Source organism: Paenibacillus sp. NPDC056933 (assembly GCF_042674385.1).
Lineage (GTDB): Bacteria > Bacillota > Bacilli > Paenibacillales > Paenibacillaceae > Paenibacillus.
In genome coordinates, this window is sequence record NZ_JBHUQN010000001.1 from 2,855,595 (window position 1) to 2,875,061 (window position 19,467).

At 42.5% G+C, this 19,467-nt stretch carries 17 protein-coding genes and 1 pseudogene; 16 read left to right on the plus strand and 2 right to left on the minus strand.

Features of this window, described 5'->3' with window-relative positions; genetic code table 11:
• Window positions 1-19: 19 nt before the first annotated feature.
• The 3 genes and pseudogenes from ACFTRD_RS12705 to ACFTRD_RS12715 all read left to right on the plus strand — a co-directional run bounded on the left by ACFTRD_RS12705 (window position 20) and on the right by ACFTRD_RS12715 (window position 3,367).
• Window positions 20-1,123 carry a DUF418 domain-containing protein gene (locus tag ACFTRD_RS12705; protein ID WP_379380289.1) on the plus strand — a complete coding sequence of 368 codons (1,104 nt, stop codon included), beginning with the start codon at window positions 20-22 and terminating at the stop codon, window positions 1,121-1,123.
• A 183-nt stretch (window positions 1,124-1,306) separates the two neighbouring features.
• Window positions 1,307-1,611: pseudogene (locus tag ACFTRD_RS12710) on the plus strand (EamA family transporter); the annotation flags it as partial.
• Between the two features lie 253 nt (window positions 1,612-1,864).
• Entirely contained in the window at window positions 1,865-3,367 is a 1,503-nt protein-coding gene (locus tag ACFTRD_RS12715; RefSeq protein WP_379380291.1) for an alpha/beta hydrolase family protein, read from the plus strand.
• Between the two features lie 64 nt (window positions 3,368-3,431).
• Here the strand turns inward: ACFTRD_RS12715 and ACFTRD_RS12720 are convergent, their stop codons facing one another.
• On the minus strand, window positions 3,432-5,330 hold the full coding sequence (locus ACFTRD_RS12720) for a serine hydrolase domain-containing protein (RefSeq protein ID WP_379380293.1): 1,899 nt from the start codon (window positions 5,328-5,330) through the stop codon (window positions 3,432-3,434).
• A gap of 166 nt (window positions 5,331-5,496) precedes the next feature.
• On the opposite strand from ACFTRD_RS12720, the gene ACFTRD_RS12725 reads away from it, so the two are divergent.
• Both ACFTRD_RS12725 and ACFTRD_RS12730 read left to right on the plus strand, forming a co-directional pair.
• On the plus strand, window positions 5,497-6,213 hold the full coding sequence (locus tag ACFTRD_RS12725; protein WP_379380295.1) for a response regulator transcription factor: 717 nt from the start codon (window positions 5,497-5,499) through the stop codon (window positions 6,211-6,213).
• Entirely contained in the window at window positions 6,210-7,277 is a 1,068-nt protein-coding gene (locus tag ACFTRD_RS12730; RefSeq protein WP_379380297.1) for a HAMP domain-containing sensor histidine kinase, read from the plus strand. Before ACFTRD_RS12725 ends, ACFTRD_RS12730 begins: the two co-directional genes overlap by 4 nt.
• Before the next feature lie 524 nt (window positions 7,278-7,801).
• Here the strand turns inward: ACFTRD_RS12730 and ACFTRD_RS12735 are convergent.
• Window positions 7,802-8,770 (minus strand): ketopantoate reductase family protein, encoded by a 969-nt coding sequence (locus ACFTRD_RS12735; RefSeq protein WP_379380299.1) that lies wholly within the window; start codon window positions 8,768-8,770, stop codon window positions 7,802-7,804.
• Window positions 8,771-8,840: 70 nt separating this feature from the next.
• Here ACFTRD_RS12735 and ACFTRD_RS12740 point away from each other — a divergent pair, with 70 nt between their 5' ends.
• The 11 genes from ACFTRD_RS12740 (at window position 8,841) to ACFTRD_RS12790 (ending at window position 19,377) form a co-directional block, all read left to right on the plus strand.
• The gene (locus tag ACFTRD_RS12740; RefSeq protein ID WP_379380301.1) at window positions 8,841-9,431 is read left to right on the plus strand and encodes a TetR/AcrR family transcriptional regulator; all 591 of its coding nucleotides are present in this window, start codon (window positions 8,841-8,843) and stop codon (window positions 9,429-9,431) included.
• A gap of 118 nt (window positions 9,432-9,549) precedes the next feature.
• Entirely contained in the window at window positions 9,550-10,023 is a 474-nt protein-coding gene (locus tag ACFTRD_RS12745; protein WP_379380303.1) for an HIT family protein, read from the plus strand.
• A 158-nt stretch (window positions 10,024-10,181) separates the two neighbouring features.
• Window positions 10,182-10,415, plus strand: coding sequence for a DUF3953 domain-containing protein (locus ACFTRD_RS12750; RefSeq protein ID WP_379381344.1), 234 nt, complete (start codon window positions 10,182-10,184; stop codon window positions 10,413-10,415).
• 265 nt (window positions 10,416-10,680) lie between these two features.
• Complete coding sequence (locus ACFTRD_RS12755; protein ID WP_379380305.1) at window positions 10,681-11,595, plus strand: hypothetical protein; 915 nt, start codon at window positions 10,681-10,683, stop codon at window positions 11,593-11,595.
• Window positions 11,596-11,690: 95 nt separating this feature from the next.
• On the plus strand, window positions 11,691-12,029 hold the full coding sequence (locus tag ACFTRD_RS12760) for a VOC family protein (RefSeq protein WP_379380307.1): 339 nt from the start codon (window positions 11,691-11,693) through the stop codon (window positions 12,027-12,029).
• A 105-nt stretch (window positions 12,030-12,134) separates the two neighbouring features.
• Window positions 12,135-12,695 (plus strand): helix-turn-helix domain-containing protein, encoded by a 561-nt coding sequence (locus ACFTRD_RS12765; protein WP_379380309.1) that lies wholly within the window; start codon window positions 12,135-12,137, stop codon window positions 12,693-12,695.
• A 218-nt stretch (window positions 12,696-12,913) separates the two neighbouring features.
• Window positions 12,914-14,158, plus strand: a complete 1,245-nt coding sequence (locus tag ACFTRD_RS12770) for a CynX/NimT family MFS transporter (protein WP_379380311.1) — start codon at window positions 12,914-12,916, stop codon at window positions 14,156-14,158.
• Window positions 14,151-14,582, plus strand: a complete 432-nt coding sequence (locus ACFTRD_RS12775) for a universal stress protein (RefSeq protein ID WP_379380313.1) — start codon at window positions 14,151-14,153, stop codon at window positions 14,580-14,582. The genes ACFTRD_RS12770 and ACFTRD_RS12775 overlap by 8 nt, the downstream gene beginning before the upstream one ends.
• A gap of 778 nt (window positions 14,583-15,360) precedes the next feature.
• Entirely contained in the window at window positions 15,361-17,292 is a 1,932-nt protein-coding gene (locus ACFTRD_RS12780; protein ID WP_379380315.1) for a fructose-1,6-bisphosphatase, read from the plus strand.
• Window positions 17,293-18,082: 790 nt separating this feature from the next.
• Window positions 18,083-18,550 (plus strand): NUDIX domain-containing protein, encoded by a 468-nt coding sequence (locus tag ACFTRD_RS12785; protein WP_379380317.1) that lies wholly within the window; start codon window positions 18,083-18,085, stop codon window positions 18,548-18,550.
• A gap of 188 nt (window positions 18,551-18,738) precedes the next feature.
• The gene (locus ACFTRD_RS12790) at window positions 18,739-19,377 is read left to right on the plus strand and encodes a class D sortase (protein ID WP_379380319.1); all 639 of its coding nucleotides are present in this window, start codon (window positions 18,739-18,741) and stop codon (window positions 19,375-19,377) included.
• The last annotated feature ends 90 nt before the right edge of the window (window positions 19,378-19,467 follow it).

Below are 19,467 nucleotides of genomic sequence, written 5' to 3' on the forward strand. Positions count from 1 at the left end.
GCTACCGGGAGGGAAAGACATGAAACAGAGAGCATCGAACGGAAGAATTGTCGGCCTGGATTTGGCAAGAGCCCTAGCCATCTTTGGCATGATCATAGTCAATTATAAGCTGGCCATGGGAGCACAGGATGCAGGACCCTATTGGTTGAGGACGGCAACGGGGATTTTTGAGGGAAGGGCTTCTGCTCTATTCGTAATTCTTGCGGGAATTGGAGTGTCACTCATGACGGCTCGGGCTAGGGCTTCGGGAGAAGAGCAGACGTTGAAGGCAAATCGGAAAACGTTATATCGCAGGGCAGCATTTCTGTTCCTCGCCGGGATATTTCTGCTGGAAATCGGCTGGAGTGCGGACATCCTGCACTACTACGCCGTGTTCATTGCACTATCAGCGTTATTGCTCCAGTCCTCAAACAAAAGGTTGCTTGCCTGGATTATATTTATTCTTATAACAACGGTATTTCAATTGATATTTCTCGATTACAGTTACGGTTGGTCTGAAGATTACCACGAATATGTCAAGCTGTGGACATGGTCCGGATTTGTACGCAACCTGCTGTTTAACGGATTTCATCCGTTATTCCCATGGTTGGCATTTTTTTTGCTAGGGTTATGGCTTGGCCGGAAGGAGTGGTTGAAACGAAAAGAAGCAAGATCTCGCTTGCTTGTAATTTCCGCAAGTATTGCGCTATTGACGGAAGTCGGTTCTCGCTTTATTGTTCGAGAATTCACGCCGGTTTTAGGGCCTGAAGGGGCTCAGTCGCTATTCGGCAGCAAACCGATGCCCCCAAACCTGATCTATGTCGGTGCCGCCGCCGCATCTGCGCTTGCTGTGCTAGTGCTATGCATTCAAGTCGCCGAGCGATGGAAAGAAAGTAAATGGGTTCAAGCGCTGATCAGCACGGGGCAACTCTCCCTTACGCATTATGTAGCCCACGTCGTCATTGGGCTTGCCCCGCTTCAATGGATTGGCATGCTAGAGAATGGCAGTGTCGTATTTTCAACGATCTATGCTTTCCTCTTTTATATTACTGCGATTGCCATATCGTTACATTGGAAGAAACGGTATGGTCGTGGACCACTGGAACTATTAATGCGAAGTTGGGATGAAAGCAATAGGGCCTGAGCAAAAGCTTATCGCGATTACCGATCAGAAAGTGTGATAAAGTTAGCTAAAGAGAATTGGTGTAAAAAGAAGAGGGGGACTTCAAATGCAATCGGTGTACGTATTGTCGGGACTAGCTCTACAATATGTTATATCCGCTCACGCCATTATTTATCTTGGTCTTTTGCCTCTCTCCACAGGTTACTCTCATTTCTTTACCTGCCTCAATCTTGGGGTGATATCCGCGTTTCGTCATTCGTTAGTTTTGCTTATGTCTCGCTTTTAGTATGTATATTGGCTTCGTATTTTGGTATCGTGGCCTTGCGCAAGGGGGAATAGCAGGAGTTGGGCAGTTGCAGCTTTTCCAGCCATTTTTTGGCTTGTTACTCTCGGCTCTCATTCTACATGAGTCAGTTGGATGGCAAAACAAGAGAGAAACTGATCGAACGTGGTCGGCTAATCTGGTTCGCAGGACAAGAACAATGTTCCATTCAAAGTCGCTGTTATAGCGGCTTTTTTATTTTAAGGACCAAGTTCTTGTCCCAAGCCGAGGTCAAAAACATGGTGTCATTCCATTTAAATGGTGATCTAAATATGCACCGGCTCGTATGCTCAATTCCACGGTTTTACGGGTCCTCCAATACCGCAAGGTCGAATTACAAACTTGTAAGGTAGATGTAAGGCAAATCGATAGCTTAGGCCAGCCTGGCAGAATAAGATTGGAACAAACGAAAATAGAATTTTTTTAAAAGGAGAATCGAGATGAGGCTGTTTGAACTGTTGCTTTTTTTATCAAACATCGGCTTGTTTGCATTAACAGTCCTATTAAAAAAAGGACGGCGTAGAATTCCGGTATTCGTTGCAAGCGGGATCGCCACACTTTTACTGGTCATTCATTGGACGGTGGAAGGATACAGAGTTCAGCTATTTTTCACATATTGCATAACGATCATTTTTTTAGCCATCTCAGGTTATAGCTATTTTAAAAAAACCGACCAAAAAAAAATCCCACGATTCATGTTGGGTTCAGCGTATACCGCAATAGCGATAATGCTGGTCGTAACAGCGGGTCTCATGTATGTTTTTCCTGTATTTAAACTACCTGAACCGACAGGCAAATTTAAGGTAGGAACGCAAACTTTTCATTTCGTGGATACAAAAAGGGAAGAGATGTTTGACGAAGCCAGAGATGGTAAGAGAGAATTGATAGTTCAGGTATGGTATCCGGCTCAAGCTGGGACTGGCAATTACGCTCCCCTTATTCCCGATACCCGGATTTTACCTTATATGGCCGCGAACTATGGCCTTCCCGGCTTTACTTTTCAACACCTGAAGTACATATCCAGTCATGCTTATACTGGAGCCCAAGTCTCTTCGGCACAGACTTCATACCCGCTGATCCTTGCGAATCCCGGCAACATCTCTTCCAGGTTCTTCCACACGTCACAAGCCGAAAATCTCGCGAGTCACGGATATATCGTGGCAGTGATCGATCACACCTACAATACCTTTGCAACCGAGTTTCCGGACGGTCGAATCACAACCAGCACAACCAACGACTTATTCTCGCCTGACCAGGATTACCGGACGAGTAGAGAAAGTCGCGACAAGTTGGGAAAAATTCTAACCGACGATGTGGCGTTTGCGCTGGACCAATTCGAGCTCATCCAATCGGGGCAGATTCCAAGTCATCTAAAAGGGAGGATGGACCTCGGTCATGTTGGGGTGTTCGGTCATTCCATCGGCGGAGCGACGGCCTATGATGCTTCTTACGATCCACGAATCGCGGTTGGAATAGACCTTGATGGAGGGCTTTATCGTCTGCGTGACAGAGAGGGTCTGCGAAAGCCGTTTTTGTTCATCAACTCGGAAAGCTATTTCGAAAAATTAAAAATGGTGGTGGATAACCGGGTCTACACGGATGCAGAGATTAACCGTATGGGCTCAACAAGAGAGTGGGAGGATCAAGTAACGGAAGATAAAAAGTTGGAGCTTGAACGGATGCGCGAAACGGTCGAAGAGGGGGGACAAGTTCTCTATATCGAAAATACCGAGCATTTGAATTTTGCCGATGTACAATTCATTTCTCCGATTTTCAATATGTTGGGCATTACAGGAAAGATCGCACCCGAAAGAGCGAACTCCGTTATTAATGCCTATATGCTGGATTTCTTCGATATGTATCTGAAAAATCAAGGCGGAATCTTAATGAAAGGACCGGATAGCCGTTTTCCGGAGGTGAAGTTCGTAACCCCGCTATTATAAATTACGGAACAGGCTACCGGTTCCAGCCCACTGCTTGCGTTCGTGCAAACAGGTATACCCAGTTTTAAGAGTAATGAATCGAGAGCATGTTCCAATAGAACAAAAACAAGTCATAGAGCAGGCATAGAATGACCGTCATCGCAGAGAAGCATGCTCGTAACTGCTGCTTCCCGGTACCGGATTTCCGAAAACGGAATGTCCGGACACCCAAAATAACAGCCCCAGCGAGCGCAAGTAAGGGAAGAGAGGAGAATCCCCAGGCATACCAAGTTGGATAACCACGAGCGAAAACTTCCGAATTTCCATACAGGAATTGTCCGATCAAATAGACGGTTTGCAGGGATGCAATCCAGGCCACAGGTCCGGGAAAGGGCTGCTTCTTTCTCTTGATGAAACGCAGCAAATATTGCAGGATGCCGATTATGCACACAAGAATCCAGAACAGGCCTACAACAACATAAGTAACAAAGAAGGTGGCCGGATGTAACCACCATGGCGGTTTTTCAAGGATGGTTACACCTTGTGTAAAGGTTAACTTCCAGAATCCGTTCTCTTGGTGAAACGAAAGGGTGTCCTCGCGGACTTGATCCTGAAACAAGCCTTCGCTTATGGGGATATAGACTCTGCTCTCGGTTTCTCCGCTTCCGCCTGGAAAGACCCCCTTAACGACCAGAGCATCTCCCGAACTCTTGACCTGATAATCCTTTGCTCCAAGCCATCGAAACCATTTTCCCCATCCATGTTGAGGTCCAAGGTTCATTGTATACATTCGTTCATATTGCTGTAAATTGTCCGCCGGAGCATCGCTGTGTCGTACATCATGATCATCGCCTTCCGAAAGTAAACCAGTGATGGCTGCCGTTACCTTATCATGGACGGAGATGCCCTCTGAAGTTGCATTGCTGATCACAAGGATCCCGCTCTTCCTGGAAGGAATCAATTCCATCTTTGCTGAGAAGCCATCAATATCGCCCGTATGCCACAGTGTCAGCAGGCCGCTCTTCGTCCGGGTGCGATAAAATCCGTAGCCCAAACCCTCCAGATCCGGATGCTCCGAGAAATGTCGTGAATGCATGGCTTCAACCGAGTCGGAGCTGAGAATACGATTATCCTGATAACGGCCTTCGTTCAGATGAGCAATCATATAATGCGCCCATTCCGAGGGGACTACGCTTATGCCTCCCGCGCCTGGCATATTGACATAGGAGTAGGGAACTTGCTTGTACTCCCCATTCAGATACGTGTAAGAACGGGCCATGTCGACTGACTCCGTCGCATTGAGGGCAGCGCTTGGCATATCCAGAGGCTCAAACACATGGCGGGACAGATAATCATCCAGCGATCTGCCGCTCACCTTTTCCAAGACATAGGCTGCAAGTCCGAATCCGGCATTACTGTATGCATATTCCTTGCCAGGCGTGCGGACAGGTGGCTGCTCACGGATGTATCGTTTCAGGAATTCTCCTAAAGGAACAGTCTTGGATGGTGAAGCGGCGGCGATACCGTATAAAGCTTCATCCAGCCCGGCGGTATGGGTCAGCAGATGCTGCAAGGTAACGGGATGCTGTTGATACAAAGGGATCTGGAATGAAGAGAGGTAGGAGTTTACGTCCTCTTCCATAGACAATTTCCCTTGTTCTTCTAACTGCATAATTGCCGTTGCTGTCAAGCTCTTAGTCAGTGAGCCGACTGGCATGATGGTTCGTTCCGGATCTATTGGGATTTTTCGATCGATGTCCGCATAGCCGTACCCTTTTTTGAAAATAATCTTGTCCCCCATTGTTACAACAACGGCTACACCAGGGATATGATCCTTCGTCATCGCCTCGTTTACAATAGAATCCAGGGTTTGTTCCAGTTGGGCTGACCGGAGCGATTCATCGGCAGCAACCACACTGGTGAATTCCCCCATTGCATTCAAGATAAGAAAGATCAGAGTGAATAATGCGCACCTAAGCTTCATTCCATACACCTCCTGATAGTGATGTGCATTACTATTGATTACAATAACGCAGCTAACTTACATCAATCTGTCCCCATTCTTAAATTAGTCTTAAATGGAAACCCAAACGCTGATCGGCGTGTTACACTAGGGGCATATATATAATGTTGAATTGGAGGGCCGGTTTGTGTTAAGAACAGTGTTGCTAGTTGATGATAACCGCGAGATCGTAGAACTGCTGGGGGTATTTCTTGCTAAGGAAGGCATACGGATCGTGGAAGCCTATAACGGCGCGGAGGCGTGGGCATGCATGCGGCGGGAAAAAATCGACCTTGCCGTGCTGGATATTATGATGCCGGAGCTGGATGGAATGCAGTTATTGCAATTGTTGCGTACGGAGTATAAGCTGCCAGTCATTATATTGTCAGCCAAAAATCAGGATGAAGACAAAATTAGGGGGTTGCAATTGGGCGCAGATGATTTTATATCCAAACCCTTCAATCCATTGGAGGCAGTAGCAAGGATTCAGGCGATGCTGCGCCGCAGCTATGATTTTAATGAGACAACCAAAACTGAGCTTGACCAGCCTAAAGATACGGTTTTCGGGGATCTGAGCCTGAGCCACCTTGATTACATACTGCGAAAGAACGGAGTCGAGATTCCCCTGACCGCGATTGAATACAAACTGCTCGCCACGTTAATGCAATCTCCCGGACGTGTTTTTACCAAAAAACAGCTGTTTGAGCAAGTGTGGTCGGATTATTATTACGAGGATGCCAATACGGTCATGGTTCATATATCCAGACTGAGAGATAAAATCGAGGAATCTCCCAAGCAGCCATTCTATATTCAAACGATCCGTGGACTTGGATACAAGTTCGCCAAGAAGGGGGATATCCGGTGAACAGAAACAAGTTATTTTATGCTTTGTTCAAGTCCTATGTATTTTTTGCTGCTTCGTTCGGTGTAGTCGCTCTGACCTTCCTCGTTCTGGTAATGGATATGAATAGCCGGACCATTGAAGTAAACGTACTGCAGTTACTTCTGTTCCTGGTGCTGCTTGGCACATGCAGTCTTTTGTATGCACTTTGGACAGCCAAACGGTTTACCGGACCGTTGGAGCAGATTGCATCTGCCATACAGCGGATGGAGGAGGGCAAATATAGTGAGCGTCTAAACATTACTGCTAGCTATGAGTTTTCTGTCATTCAGCAACGCTTTAATGATATGGCAGAATCGCTTGAGCAGTCGGAAGCGGAGAATCGAAGACTCCAGGATGGCAAGCGGCGAATGCTGGCCGATCTTTCTCATGATCTGAAGACGCCGATCACCACGATTCTGGGGTATGCCAAGGCACTGGAGGTAGGAATATTCGAACATGAGAAAAAAAAGGAGAGGTGTCTGCAGCTGATCTTTAACAAAGCGACACATGTAACAGAGCTGATCGATCAGATTTTCAATCTATCCAAGCTGGATCGGCCAGATTATTCTCTTGTAACGGAACAAGTGGATATTGCCGAATTGTTGAGGGAAATCGCTGCTGATTATTATGAGCCATTCGAAGAGAAACATTTCCAGATGGAGGTGGACATTCCTGCAGAGGAAGTCATGACGGAGTGTGATACGAGTCTGATGCGCAGGGCAATAATTAATCTGTTGTCTAACGCTCTGCAGCATAACCCTCCAGGTACGCAAGTTACCATTCAGCTTAAGAAATCGGAGCAGCGGCTCTCTCTAGTAATTGCGGATAATGGTGTGGGTATCCCTGATGAGTTAAAGAAAATCGTGTTTGATCCCTTTGTCCGAGGGGACGTCACTCGGCGAGAGGATGGGGGCTCTGGTCTAGGATTGGCCATTGCCAAGCAAATTGCAGAGCTGCACGGCGGTGACCTCCATCTGTATAACGCCCAAGACGGGACTAAATTTGAGTTGGTTCTTGGAAGTTCCAGTGCTCCAAACAAAGAATAGTTCTAAAGAAAGCGGGTTTGAACCGGATCGTAACTTTGTTTACTCCGACCTCCTTTGGTACATAGGACTTTCGACTGAACTACCAGTAAACACTACCACAACAGAAGAGTATACTATAGATTCTAATTAAAGTTAAAAAAATTCTATATTCGTTCTCAAATACAATCAATTGATTGTATTTATTTTTACTTTTTTTCTTGGAGAGGAATGATGAGAATGGAAATAATACGCAATGTTGGAGCGAAGAATGATAACCACTGTTCGAAGGAATACAAAAAGAGATCATGATAGAAGGATTTCAACACTGAAAACCAGGGGGATTTTTGCTATGCCAGCCAAGAAAGTCAAATGAAAAAAGGATCAACCAGAACGAACTGGTTGATCCTCATAATACGAGTATTATGAGGATGACCGGGACTATAAATTTACTTACACCGTGGATCATATCTTTACAGAAAATCGCCCTGTAATGAATAAGGAGGTTCAACAAAAAGATCTTCTTGTAACTAGTACCTTTTCATTAATTAAATGTTGGACAGCTTTTTATGGAGGTGCTCATCCAATAACAGGATTTCTGCTTTTCTGCTAATCGCCTTATTTCCAAGCTTGACATCAATTACAAAGTCATCGCTCAGCATCTGGCGGTACTGTGAAATAATCTCCTTCTCTGGCAAGTCTCCCAATGATTTCGTTTCGGCCGGAATTACCGGAATTCCAGCTTGCTCTACCAGACGGATATTCTGCTTAATGTCTGCAGCGAGCTTGCTAAGAATTCTTTCACTTCTTGCTGTCTCCGGATCCACCATCCCGTCATCAGTATAGAAATGTTTGTTGACTGCAGCGAGCGCAGCATGTGAAACATGGAAGGCATGCATGTCTACTAGTATTTCATACTTCAAATCTGCAGTTTCAAGCAATCCGGCAAGTTCTTTGACTCTTTCAGACACCTGTCCGTTTATTTCACCAAAATACGTTTTGGAACCAAACTGCGCATGCAGCACATCTCCTTTGAGATCACCGCCTGCCCCGGGGAATGCCGGAAGCAACCGGTCACCCACGATTTCAAGCCAGGACTCATACCCGACAGTATTGATCAAGGTCACTATGGTTGTACTCTGATTTTGCCTGATCTCAGACAGGGTAGCCTCTGCCTGATCATAACGTACAGGAACAAAGATGAAATCATAGATGTCGTTGTCAGCAAGCTTGCTGATCGTCTTGACGGATAGCTGTCTTATCGTTCCATCGTCATGGTACCTAAGCCCATTTCTTCGAAGAGTTTCCAGCCGCTTTCTCCTTGCAAGCATGGTAACGTCCACCCCCGACTGTGCAAATCTGAGCGCATATAAACTGCCGATCACACCGGCCCCAACTATCAAAATTCTGCGTGGGTTTATGTTCAACCTGAATCCTTCCTTCCTGCAAATAAGTGATGAGTTGTCTAAGCGACAGCTGTTGGTTACAATAATAGAACGCTGTTCTTCTGAGTACAACCACCAGATGTGGTGAAAAGCTGCTTAAACAACGGATTAGGAACTTTGATGGTTTTGGAGGGAGAATCATATGGTAAATCAGGAAGATCCAAGGGTTAAGCGCACACGGCAGTTAATAAGGAACTCCTTTAGAGATTTGCTGCAGAAAAAAGGATTTGATGCCATGACCATAAAAGATATCGCCCAAAAGGCTACGATTAACCGTGCCACCTTTTATGCTCATTATGAGGATAAATATGCGCTGCTTGAAGAAATCACAGAACATTTTTTTCTCGGGATGATTCCCGAAGAAGTGATAAATGCGGATGAGTTTACAGATGAAATATGTGAACAGCTGATCCTGCTGACGCATCAGTACATCCTAGATTTTTATCGAAATTGCAGAATGGATTCCAAATCGATTGCTTCGCTCGTGGATGAGAAGATCAAGAGGATGCTGCAGCAAATCATAGAAGACATATTCTCAAAAGGGGAGAAGCACCTGCTACCAGATGCCCAGCATACAAAGATTATTTCGGCGATAACAGGATCAGCGATTTATGGCGCTGCACATTCTTGGCTAAATGTTGGGGGGAATAATCAAACCGGGGGTCTTACAGACCTTGTCCTTCCCTTTGTAATGAACGGTCTGAAGGGGTATCGCAATTACGGTGATGCGTAGAAGAATTTATATTATAAAATATGGTTATTAAGCTAATCGGGCAAAATAATGCAACGAACAGAAATTGCCTGCGTCTAATAGTGGATTGGAAAAATTTGAAAGGAGTTGGATGAGAAAGATGGCAGCATCATTTTCACATAGGCCCGAAGGATACGAATGTCCATTTTGTCATATTTGGGGTATCGAGCAACCTAATCAGGGGACAAAACAAAGGGATATCGACTATCAGAATGAAAAGGTAACGGCATTTATAGCGAGCAAATGGTGGCCAAACAATAAAGGACATGTTCTTGTTGTTCCTAATCAACATTTCGAGAACATCTTTGAACTCCCTGCGAATTACGCTGTTGAAATTCACCGTGCGGCTCAGCTTACAGCATTTGCAATGAAAAGTACATATGGATGTGATGGGATTTCTACGCGACAACATAATGAGCCAGCAGGCAATCAAGACGTGTGGCATTATCATCTCCATGTTTACCCTAGATATGTGAATGATCAACTTTATCTGTCAAAGGGTTCTCCGTCCGATCCAGATGAACGCTCTTTCTATGCTGATAAGTTGCGTTCTTGGATAAAGGAAAACATTTAAGGTCTAGGAGGAGCGTCTGATAACCATAGTAGGAGATGAGCCTGAGATTACGTGGGCGGGCTTTCAACATCCAGCAAGTAATGGTTTGGTATAAAAAATTTCTGCATACTAAAGCAAGAAATGAGCGTTAAACCTTAAAGGGGGAATAAGCTTTGTTAATGTTTTTGCGGATACTATTTTCAATTATCACAGTAGCAATAGCAGGTTATGGAATAATATCAAATAATTTTGATTTTCAACCATTTATGATTCTAGCTTTAGGGTTATCAATATTAGTGATGGGGCTACAAGAATTCAAGCAAAATAAAAAGCGGCAAGGCTGGTTAATGATGATCGTATTTACATTTTCTCTATTCGTATCTATACGAGGTATTATGTTGTTTTTGGAGTAGTTGCTGAAGGACAAGAACATAATCCCATTGAAAGTCGCTAATTTAGCGGCTTTTTTTCTTTTATCGGTATAAGTTCGTGTCCCGAGCCAGGACAAGAACTTGTACCGATTGCCGATTAGATAAGCAACTAATTTTCACTGCTCTAATTTATGTTAAGTTCCTTTCTTATAGAAAGGATTCTTAATAGTAATGGTGTATCCATTTTACAATGCATTGTTATAGTACTCTTTGAATACTATTTCCACTAAGGAGTGAAGGAAAAGTAATGAAAGCCAAAGTACTACAAAAGACAAAAGTGATTATATCAATGGTAACGTTGCTAGGAGGAACCTTGCATACAGGTATTGGTCAAAATAATTATATCTATGCTGCAGATGATACTGCGCCATCTGTCATGGTTGAAGATTTTGAAGATGGAATCTCAGATGTGAAGTTTAATCCTAAACGTATGTATGATGCAACACTACACCTGGAAGACAACAAGAAGCATGTAAGAAATGGACAATATTCGGCTAGAATTGATTACGATATGATTGGTATCGTAGATAACCCCTCTCAAATTGAAGTAGGGTATAAAACAGGGAATATCCCAGTAACAGGTTACCCTACTAAAGTAGGCATGTGGGTGTATGGGAACAAGGAAGGGCATTTGCTAACAACAAAATTTAGAGATCAAGGCGGATCTTCTTTCCAGGCTGAATTTTATGATGAAATTCAAACCGGTATAGACTGGTCTGGTTGGAAATATATCGAGGCGGATGTTCCGCAGGGTAAACCAGACCCGATTGTCCTTGAATTGTTTTTCCAATTGAAACAATCGAATATGAGCAAAAAAAATAAGGGCTCTATTTGGGTAGATGATATTACCTTCATCTATGAGGAAATGGATGAGGATAAAGACGTTCCAAACATTAAACCTATAGCCCCCGTTGAGAATGAAGCATTAAACGCTCCACTTGATGAATTAAAGGTCGAGCTGACCGATAACGGATCAGGTTTGGATTTGGATACATTATCTGTTCTTTTGGATGGAACGGATATTACGGATGACGTGCACTATTCTCCAGATACAAATGTATTAACCTATCCAGGGAAATATATGGATGGCGGTTATCATGAGCTTTTTATTGAAGTGAGGGATAAGGTTGGTAAGAACAAAAATAAAACGACTTTTCATTGAAGTAACGGACCGAATAGTTCCATTATGTGGTATTATTTGGATTGAAGATAAAGCTCTACGGAGGACGTACAAATTATGTAGGAAAGGGTGTAATTATGAAATTAAATCATCTGAACCTAACAGTTACTGATGTTCCAGCTGCTCGCGAGTTTTTAGAGACTTATTTTGGTATGAAATGTGAAGGTACGAGAGGAAACGCATTTGCAGTTATGCTTGATGATGAAGGCTTTATTCTCACTCTAATGAAGGGTAAAAACGTACTCTATCCAGTGACTTTTCATATCGGATTTCCCCAACCGACCGAACAAGAGGTTGACAGGATATATAGCCTTTTGAAAGACAATGGCTTCGAAGTAGAAGCACCTAAGCATGCACACGGCTATACTTTTTATGTTGAAGCCCCTGGTGGATTTACTGTTGAAGTCTTGTGTTAATCTCTAGGTTTGAGTGATTTTCACCATCAATTACTAATCGTATGGAAAAGAATCTAGATAGACGATATACTAGCTATAACTGTTTTTTGTTGAGGTGAATTTCAAATGGATGAAGTCGATGAATCAAAACAATTTGTATTACAAATTGGCGGTGCCTTGAAAAGGTACAGAAAAGAAAAAAACATGAGCTTAGATGACTTAGCCGAATTAACGGGCGTAAGCAAACTTACTCTTGGGAATATCGAACGTGGCGAGACCAATCCAACTTTGGCGATTATATGGAAAATTTCTAAAGGCATATCTTTACCGCTATTGGCTTTGTTCAAATCAGAAGACCCTGTTAGTTTGTATCGAGCAGGCGAAGGACTGCGATTTTCTAATGATCAAAAAAATTGGATCATTGAACCAGTCTTTAAAAGCAACGATATTGAAATGTGTCGGGCTTACTTACAGCCAAATAGCTCGTATTACCCTGAAGGTCATCATGTGAATACAACAGAAATTGCGACAGTAATGACTGGTTCCATTGAAATTCAAGTCAATGAAGAGATTTACACATTGAATCAATATGATACGATCAGTTTTCGTGCAGATTGTCCTCACTCTTATACCAATCATACGAATAGCGAAACAGTGCTCCATATCTCCTTAAAGTATGGTTTCTAAAAATCGAAAATTCTACTTATGCTACAACTCCGAATTCCATGACGGGAATTCAGAGTTGTATTTTTGTTTTTAGACGATTTTAATTATATCATAAAATACTTATTGTAAAAAATAATATACTATAATATACTTTTGTTGTCCGCGCGGATGTTATGGATCGTTTTTTCAATCAGCAAGAAACAAACAATACGTATGAATTCAGAAAGGAGAATTAAAGAATGCCGAACAAACAAAATAAAAAAACCGTACCATCCTCTATAGGGTTTATCATTCTCGGCATTATTGTTATTGCAGCTAATTTACGTACTCCCTTAACCTCGGTCGGGCCTTTAGTGAGTCTCATAAGGGATGACGTTCAAATTTCAAATACATTAGCAGGCCTCATAACAACGCTACCCTTGCTTGCCTTTGCTTTATTATCACCTCTAGTACCCACATTAGGACGAAAATATGGGGTTGAACGCATCATTTTGATTGCACTACTATTTCTGACTGTTGGTATTGTAATACGTTCTTTATCTGGCGCAGCTAATCTGTATATAGGGACTGCAATTCTTGGATTCGCAATTGCCGTATGTAATGTATTATTGCCAAGTATAATCAAAAGGGATTTTCCAAATAAAATTGGTTCCATGACAGGTCTTTACTCCATTTCAATGAGTTTATGTGGAGCAATCGCATCAGGAATCAGTGTACCGCTAGCCGTGAACGCAGGTCTCAAATGGCAGGGAGCATTGGGCATATGGGGGATTCTAAGCTTCGTATCGATCCTCTGTTGGTTACCCCAATTAAGAAATCAAACGAACCAAATTGCCACGACGAGTCAACAGAAGGCCAGCAACGATGTGAATGTTTGGCGATCCCCTCTTGCTTGGCAAGTAACCTTGTTTATGGGTATACAATCCATGGTTTTCTATGTGTTGATCGCATGGTTGCCCGAAATTTTAAAGCAGCAAGGAATTGACTCCAACCAATCAGGATGGTACCTCTCGCTCATGCAGTTAGCCATGCTTCCCTTTACCTTTCTTGTCCCTGTTATTGCTGGGCGTATGTCTAGCCAACGTTTGTTAGTGGTCATCACAACCACTTTGCTTTTGACGGGAACGCTCGGACTTCTTTACGGAAGTTCCGATATCATATTGTTGTGGATCATCATACTCGGAATTGGCGGAGGCTTCGCCTTTAGTTTGTCCATGATGTTTTTTGGATTACGTACTGAAAATGCGCATCAAGCAGCCGAACTATCTGGCATGGCGCAATCGATCGGATATCTTCTTGCCGCAGTCGGTCCTGCTCTTATAGGATATCTGCATGATGCGACAAATAGTTGGAAACTGCCACTTTTCATTCTGCTTGGCGCTTCGGTCTTACTCTTTTTAGTCGGTATAGGAGCAGCAAGAAACCGTTTTGTAGGTAGCCGAGATAGATACGAGCTGCACGGAAAGGACGATAAATATGTTTGACAACATTATTGTGGCCATTGATAAAGCTGAAATAACGAACAAACTCCTCGATGTAACCGTTGAAATAGCCAGAAACAAACAAACTCAAGTTACCTTGATTAATGTCAGCCAGGAATATGTATCGAATGGCATGACATATGTACCAGAGAATTTCTTGGAAGAAATATTGAACGAAATGGAGAAAGCGAGTTTGGAACTATTACAACAAGCCAAATCAAAATTAGAATCTGCGGGGATTAACCCGAAAAAAGTTCATCTTAAGGGAGACCCTGCACATGAAATATTAAATTATGCAAGGGATACTGAGCAGCAACTTATTATTATTGGAAGTCGTGGACTAAGCGGCATAAAAGAAATGATGCTTGGAAGTGTCAGCCACAAGGTTTCACAGCTATCAAACTGCCCAGTCCTCATTGTGCATTAACTCCTTCGGGAACTGCAGAGATGATGATGGATGGTTACACTAACGGGGAACACTAGTTGTTGAATCAATAGTCTAAAACCTCCTACCTGAAGCAAACTATAATTATGCTCTAGTAGGGGGGTTATTATGTCGCGGGACAAGAACATATTCCCATTGAAGTCGCTATTTTAGCGGCTTTTTTATTTATCGGTACAAGTTCTTGTACCGATTGCCGAAATGGACAAGAATATGAAAGGGAGTAGACACATTATAAATATGATATAAAGGGATAACAAGTATAACAACTCAGGTATAATGGACTCAGAGGGTATTAAGGGGGAAGTCCGTGACAATTACAGATTTATTTATACATAGCATGTGAGAGTGATATTATTCTAAACTAGATTGGCAGGGCTGCTGGGCGGATGGACAAATTTTAACCAAGAACAAGGTTGAGTGCTGGATCTATGATGTTACATTAGCCAAAGATATTGTAGAATTAGGTGCAGCTTTACGTGATAAGAGGTTGAAGAACCCTATTACGTCGAAAATAATTTCTCACCAAGTGATGCGTCTGTAAGCCTGGACAGATTGTGGTCAGGCTAGCGTCTTTAGGCGAAGTTTGGCAACAGGGGGTTATACCATGATGGGGGAAGGCGATGCTGATATCACCACATAAATAATTTTACTTTTATTGTTAACCATACAGGTGAAGAGGTTGGCATTCCGAAAGACCAATATTCCGTATGTAAAAAATAATCATTTATAGAGCAGATTAAAATGAAGGGGGACATCTGTTATGGATGAGCAGTTTCTAGATTTATTGGCCGAGAAATATGATACGGAAGAAAAAGTCATAACAGAGATCATCAACCTTGAAGCGATCTCCAATCTTCCCAAGGGAACTGAACATTATGTCAGTGATTTGCATGGGGAGTTTCATGCTTTTCAGCATGTACTAAGAAACGGTTCGGGTAATGTAAAGGAGAAAATCAAGGATTTATTCCGTGAGGTTTGGACGGATGATGAAATAAATGATTTTGCGGCTTTAGTTTATTATCCGGAAGAAAAAATACAGCTGGTTAAAGCGGACCTGTGCAATAAACAAGCCTTGAACCGGTGGTATAGACAAACGATTGAACAATTGCTTAAGCTCATTTCTTATGCCTCTTCCAAATATACGCGCTCGAAATTGCGTAAAGCTCTGCCGGAGCAGTTTATATATGTTGTAGAAGAGCTTCTATACAAAACGGATTCGACCAACAATAAGGATCCTTATTATGAGGAAATATACCGGCAAATTATCTCCTTGGGCCAGGCGGACAAGCTCATTATCGGCCTTGCTTATACGACCCAGCGCCTAGTGGTTGACCATCTTCATGTAGTTGGAGATATCTATGACCGGGGGCCGGACCCCGATAAAATCATGGACACGCTAATCAACTATCATTCTGTAGACATTCAGTGGGGGAACCATGATGTCCTGTGGATCGGCGCCTATGCGGGTTCCATGGTCTGTCTTGCGAATATTATCCGGATCGGCGCCAGATACGACAATCTGGACATCATCGAAGACGTATACGGAATCAATCTTCGCCCACTGCTAAACTTGGCGGAGAAATACTATGATGACAATCCGGCCTTCAGACCCAAGCTGCAGTCCGACCATAACGGTTCGGAGCAGGAAATCCTGCAGATTACCAAAATTCATCAAGCTATTGCTATGATCCAGTTTAAGCTTGAAATCCCGATTATCAAGAGACGCCCATACTTTAATATGTCTGAAAGACTTTTGCTTGAGCAGATTGATTACAACAAAAATGAAATCAAAATCGGCGAAAAAACGTACCCGCTGGAAAACACCTGTTTCAGAGCCGTAAATCCGCAGCAGCCTGAACAATTGCTGGAGGAAGAACAGGAGGTGATGGAAAAGCTGCTGTTTTCCGTGCAGCATTCCGAAAAGCTGGCCAAGCATATGAATTTTCTTATGAAAAAGGGCAGCCTTTATTTAAAATACAACGGAAATTTGTTAATTCACGGCTGTATTCCTTTGGATGAAAAAGGAAACATGGAAGAAATGCAGATTGAAGACAAGACGTATTCGGGCCGTCAGCTGCTCGATGTTTTTGAATATTACTTACGTTACTCCTTTGCGCATCCGGAAGAGACAGATGATCTAGCGACAGATATGGTATGGTACATCTGGACAGGGGAATGTTCCTCGCTCTTTGGAAAGAGAGAAATGACCACCTTTGAACGGTACTTTATCCAGGATAAAGAAACCCATAAGGAGAGAAAGAACCCTTACTACTATTTACGTGAAAATGAGGAGATCTGCCGGAAAATCCTGCTGGAGTTTGATTTGAATCCGGATCATGGACATATCATTAACGGTCACACGCCAGTTAAAGAAATTAGTGGAGAGAACCCCATTAAAGCCAACGGGAAAATGGTCGTCATTGACGGCGGTTTTTCCAAAGCCTATCAATCTACAACGGGCATCGCAGGATATACTTTGTTGTTTAATTCCTTTGGCATGCAGCTCGTCGCCCATCAGAAATTTAATTCAAAAGAAGATGTGTTATGCAACGGAACGGACGTATTGTCTATAAAAAGACTGGTGGATAAAGAACTGGAACGGAAACTGGTGAGGGAAACCAATGTTGGGGAGAAGCTGCTGCAGAAAATCTCAAATTTGAAGGACCTCCTGGAATATCGCTACATGAAATAAAAAAATACTAAAAGACAAAAAGCCCCCCACTCGAGGGAGGCTTTTAAGTTCTACTTAAAAAATGGCGAAGGATAGCGAGAAGCAGGTATTGGTCCAATTGGCCGCCGACGGTGCAATATCAAAATAAGCGGCAATATCCGGCAATGATACGTTAAACATGGTTTCATTCATAACGCTGAAGAACGTTAAAATGGCCAGCCAAAGTATAAATCGTAACGGATGAACTTCATTTCGATGTAGCACTTGCATATAACCCTTTAAGATGAAGGGGAATAGCAGTTTATAGGGTCAATTATGCGTGTTCCCCTAATTGACAAGAACATACACTGATTCAACTCCGCGCATAGCGCGGTTTTTTGTTTTAAGTATGCAAGACTTGAAACAAGAACTTGAATTTTTTGTCTCACCGTTTTGTCAGATGCCAGGATATATAGCGAGGAAGCCAAGAATGTATTCTCGACCGGCTAGTTGTAGTCTGCGATGACTGTTAAGCTATACCAGCTAATCTATGTTCAGAATTTGTTGAGACAAATATGCTAACATAACGTTTAGCGCATTGAACTTGAAGCTAAGAAAAAATTTTTTAAAGTTTTGATCTTCTACTATGAGGGAGAGGGTAATCAAATCAAACCTAAAACATGAAGATTACCAACTCAAAATTACCAAGTCGAGTTCAGAATAATGAATTCATAATGAGATCCCTTGCTTCGCCTGGTTTTGTTATTTGAAGGACCATTAGATCACAATTATAACGATGTAAATTAATTTACTATAGGAGATAAAAGATAAGATGGAGAGAAAGATAAGAAATTCCGTAAAGGCATTAATAATTCAAGATGGAAAAATGTTAGCGATTAAGATAGATGATGATGGTGATGCTTTTTATATAATGCCTGGTGGAAGCCAAAATGCAGGGGAGACATTAACCGCAGCTGTTAAGCGTGAAGCTTTAGAAGAACTTGGAGTAGATATCGTTCCTAAATCATTGGAATTTGTAATTGAAGGTGTATACGGTGAAGCATTTCATCGTGTAGATTTTGTCTTTTTGTGCGAACACACAGAACCAATTGATAATTCTACTTTGCATGGCGTCAAACATCAGGTGAGGTACGAATGGCTTGATATTGAAAATCTTATCGAACAACCGTTATTTCCCTCGAAATTACGAAAGCAAATTGTGCAATTATTCAAAGGAGACAAAAAAGAGATGTATTTAGGAAACGAGGAACCTGGTAATCCGGAATATTTTGATGGATAAAGCGATTTGAACTTATCCGTTAAGGAATCGAGCTCAGCCTGTTTTAATATTCTTACTGACAGCATAAGCCTTCCATGATTCTTTGGATACATAAGGGCCAATCAGCAAAAGCATGTTCAGTTTTTGTATATGTGCTTCAGATAATATAAATGCTAAAACGATTTGTCTAATAACAAAGGAGCTATTACATGAAGAGGATATATTCTTTACTCATTTTCCTAGGAGTTTCCTTTATCATTTACCCTTTTTTACAGGAAAAGTATTATGACTGGCAACAAGTCAAGGTTATGGATGATTTAGAGATGCTTCAATCAGATTTGACTAAAGTCAATCACACCTTTGAGAAAGCTAATCAGGATCCTATCTCCATGGAATCCGAAATAGAGGATGCAGACGTGCAGCAGGATGTTTCTCCGGGTGCTGTTGGAATCATTGAAATTGATAAGATTGATATTCGTTTACCGATCCTAGAAGATGCAACGGCAGACAATATGAAGGTAACTGCAGCGCATCTTGTGGAAACGTCACCCATTGGTGAGGAAGGTAACGCGGCAATAGCAGCTCATCGGGCACATAAAAAAGGGCGTTTATTTAACCGCTTGGGCGAGCTTGAGATTGGGGACCAAATTGAAGTAACTCTGACAGACCAATCAAAAACCGTATACGTCGTGGATAAGATATCTGTCGTAGAACCAACGGATTTATCCGTACTTGAAGACCCGCATCTGGGAAAGGTACTTACATTAATTACATGTGATCCCCTTATTAATCCAACACATCGGTTAATTGTGAGGGCGGTCATAGATAAAGAACATACTAAAGTGTGATGGAATGTGAAATTTCAATAAAAACACCACTGGTATTTCACAGGGGGGGATCAGAGACCCTATGTGATACTCGTGGCCATTGAAAAAGTC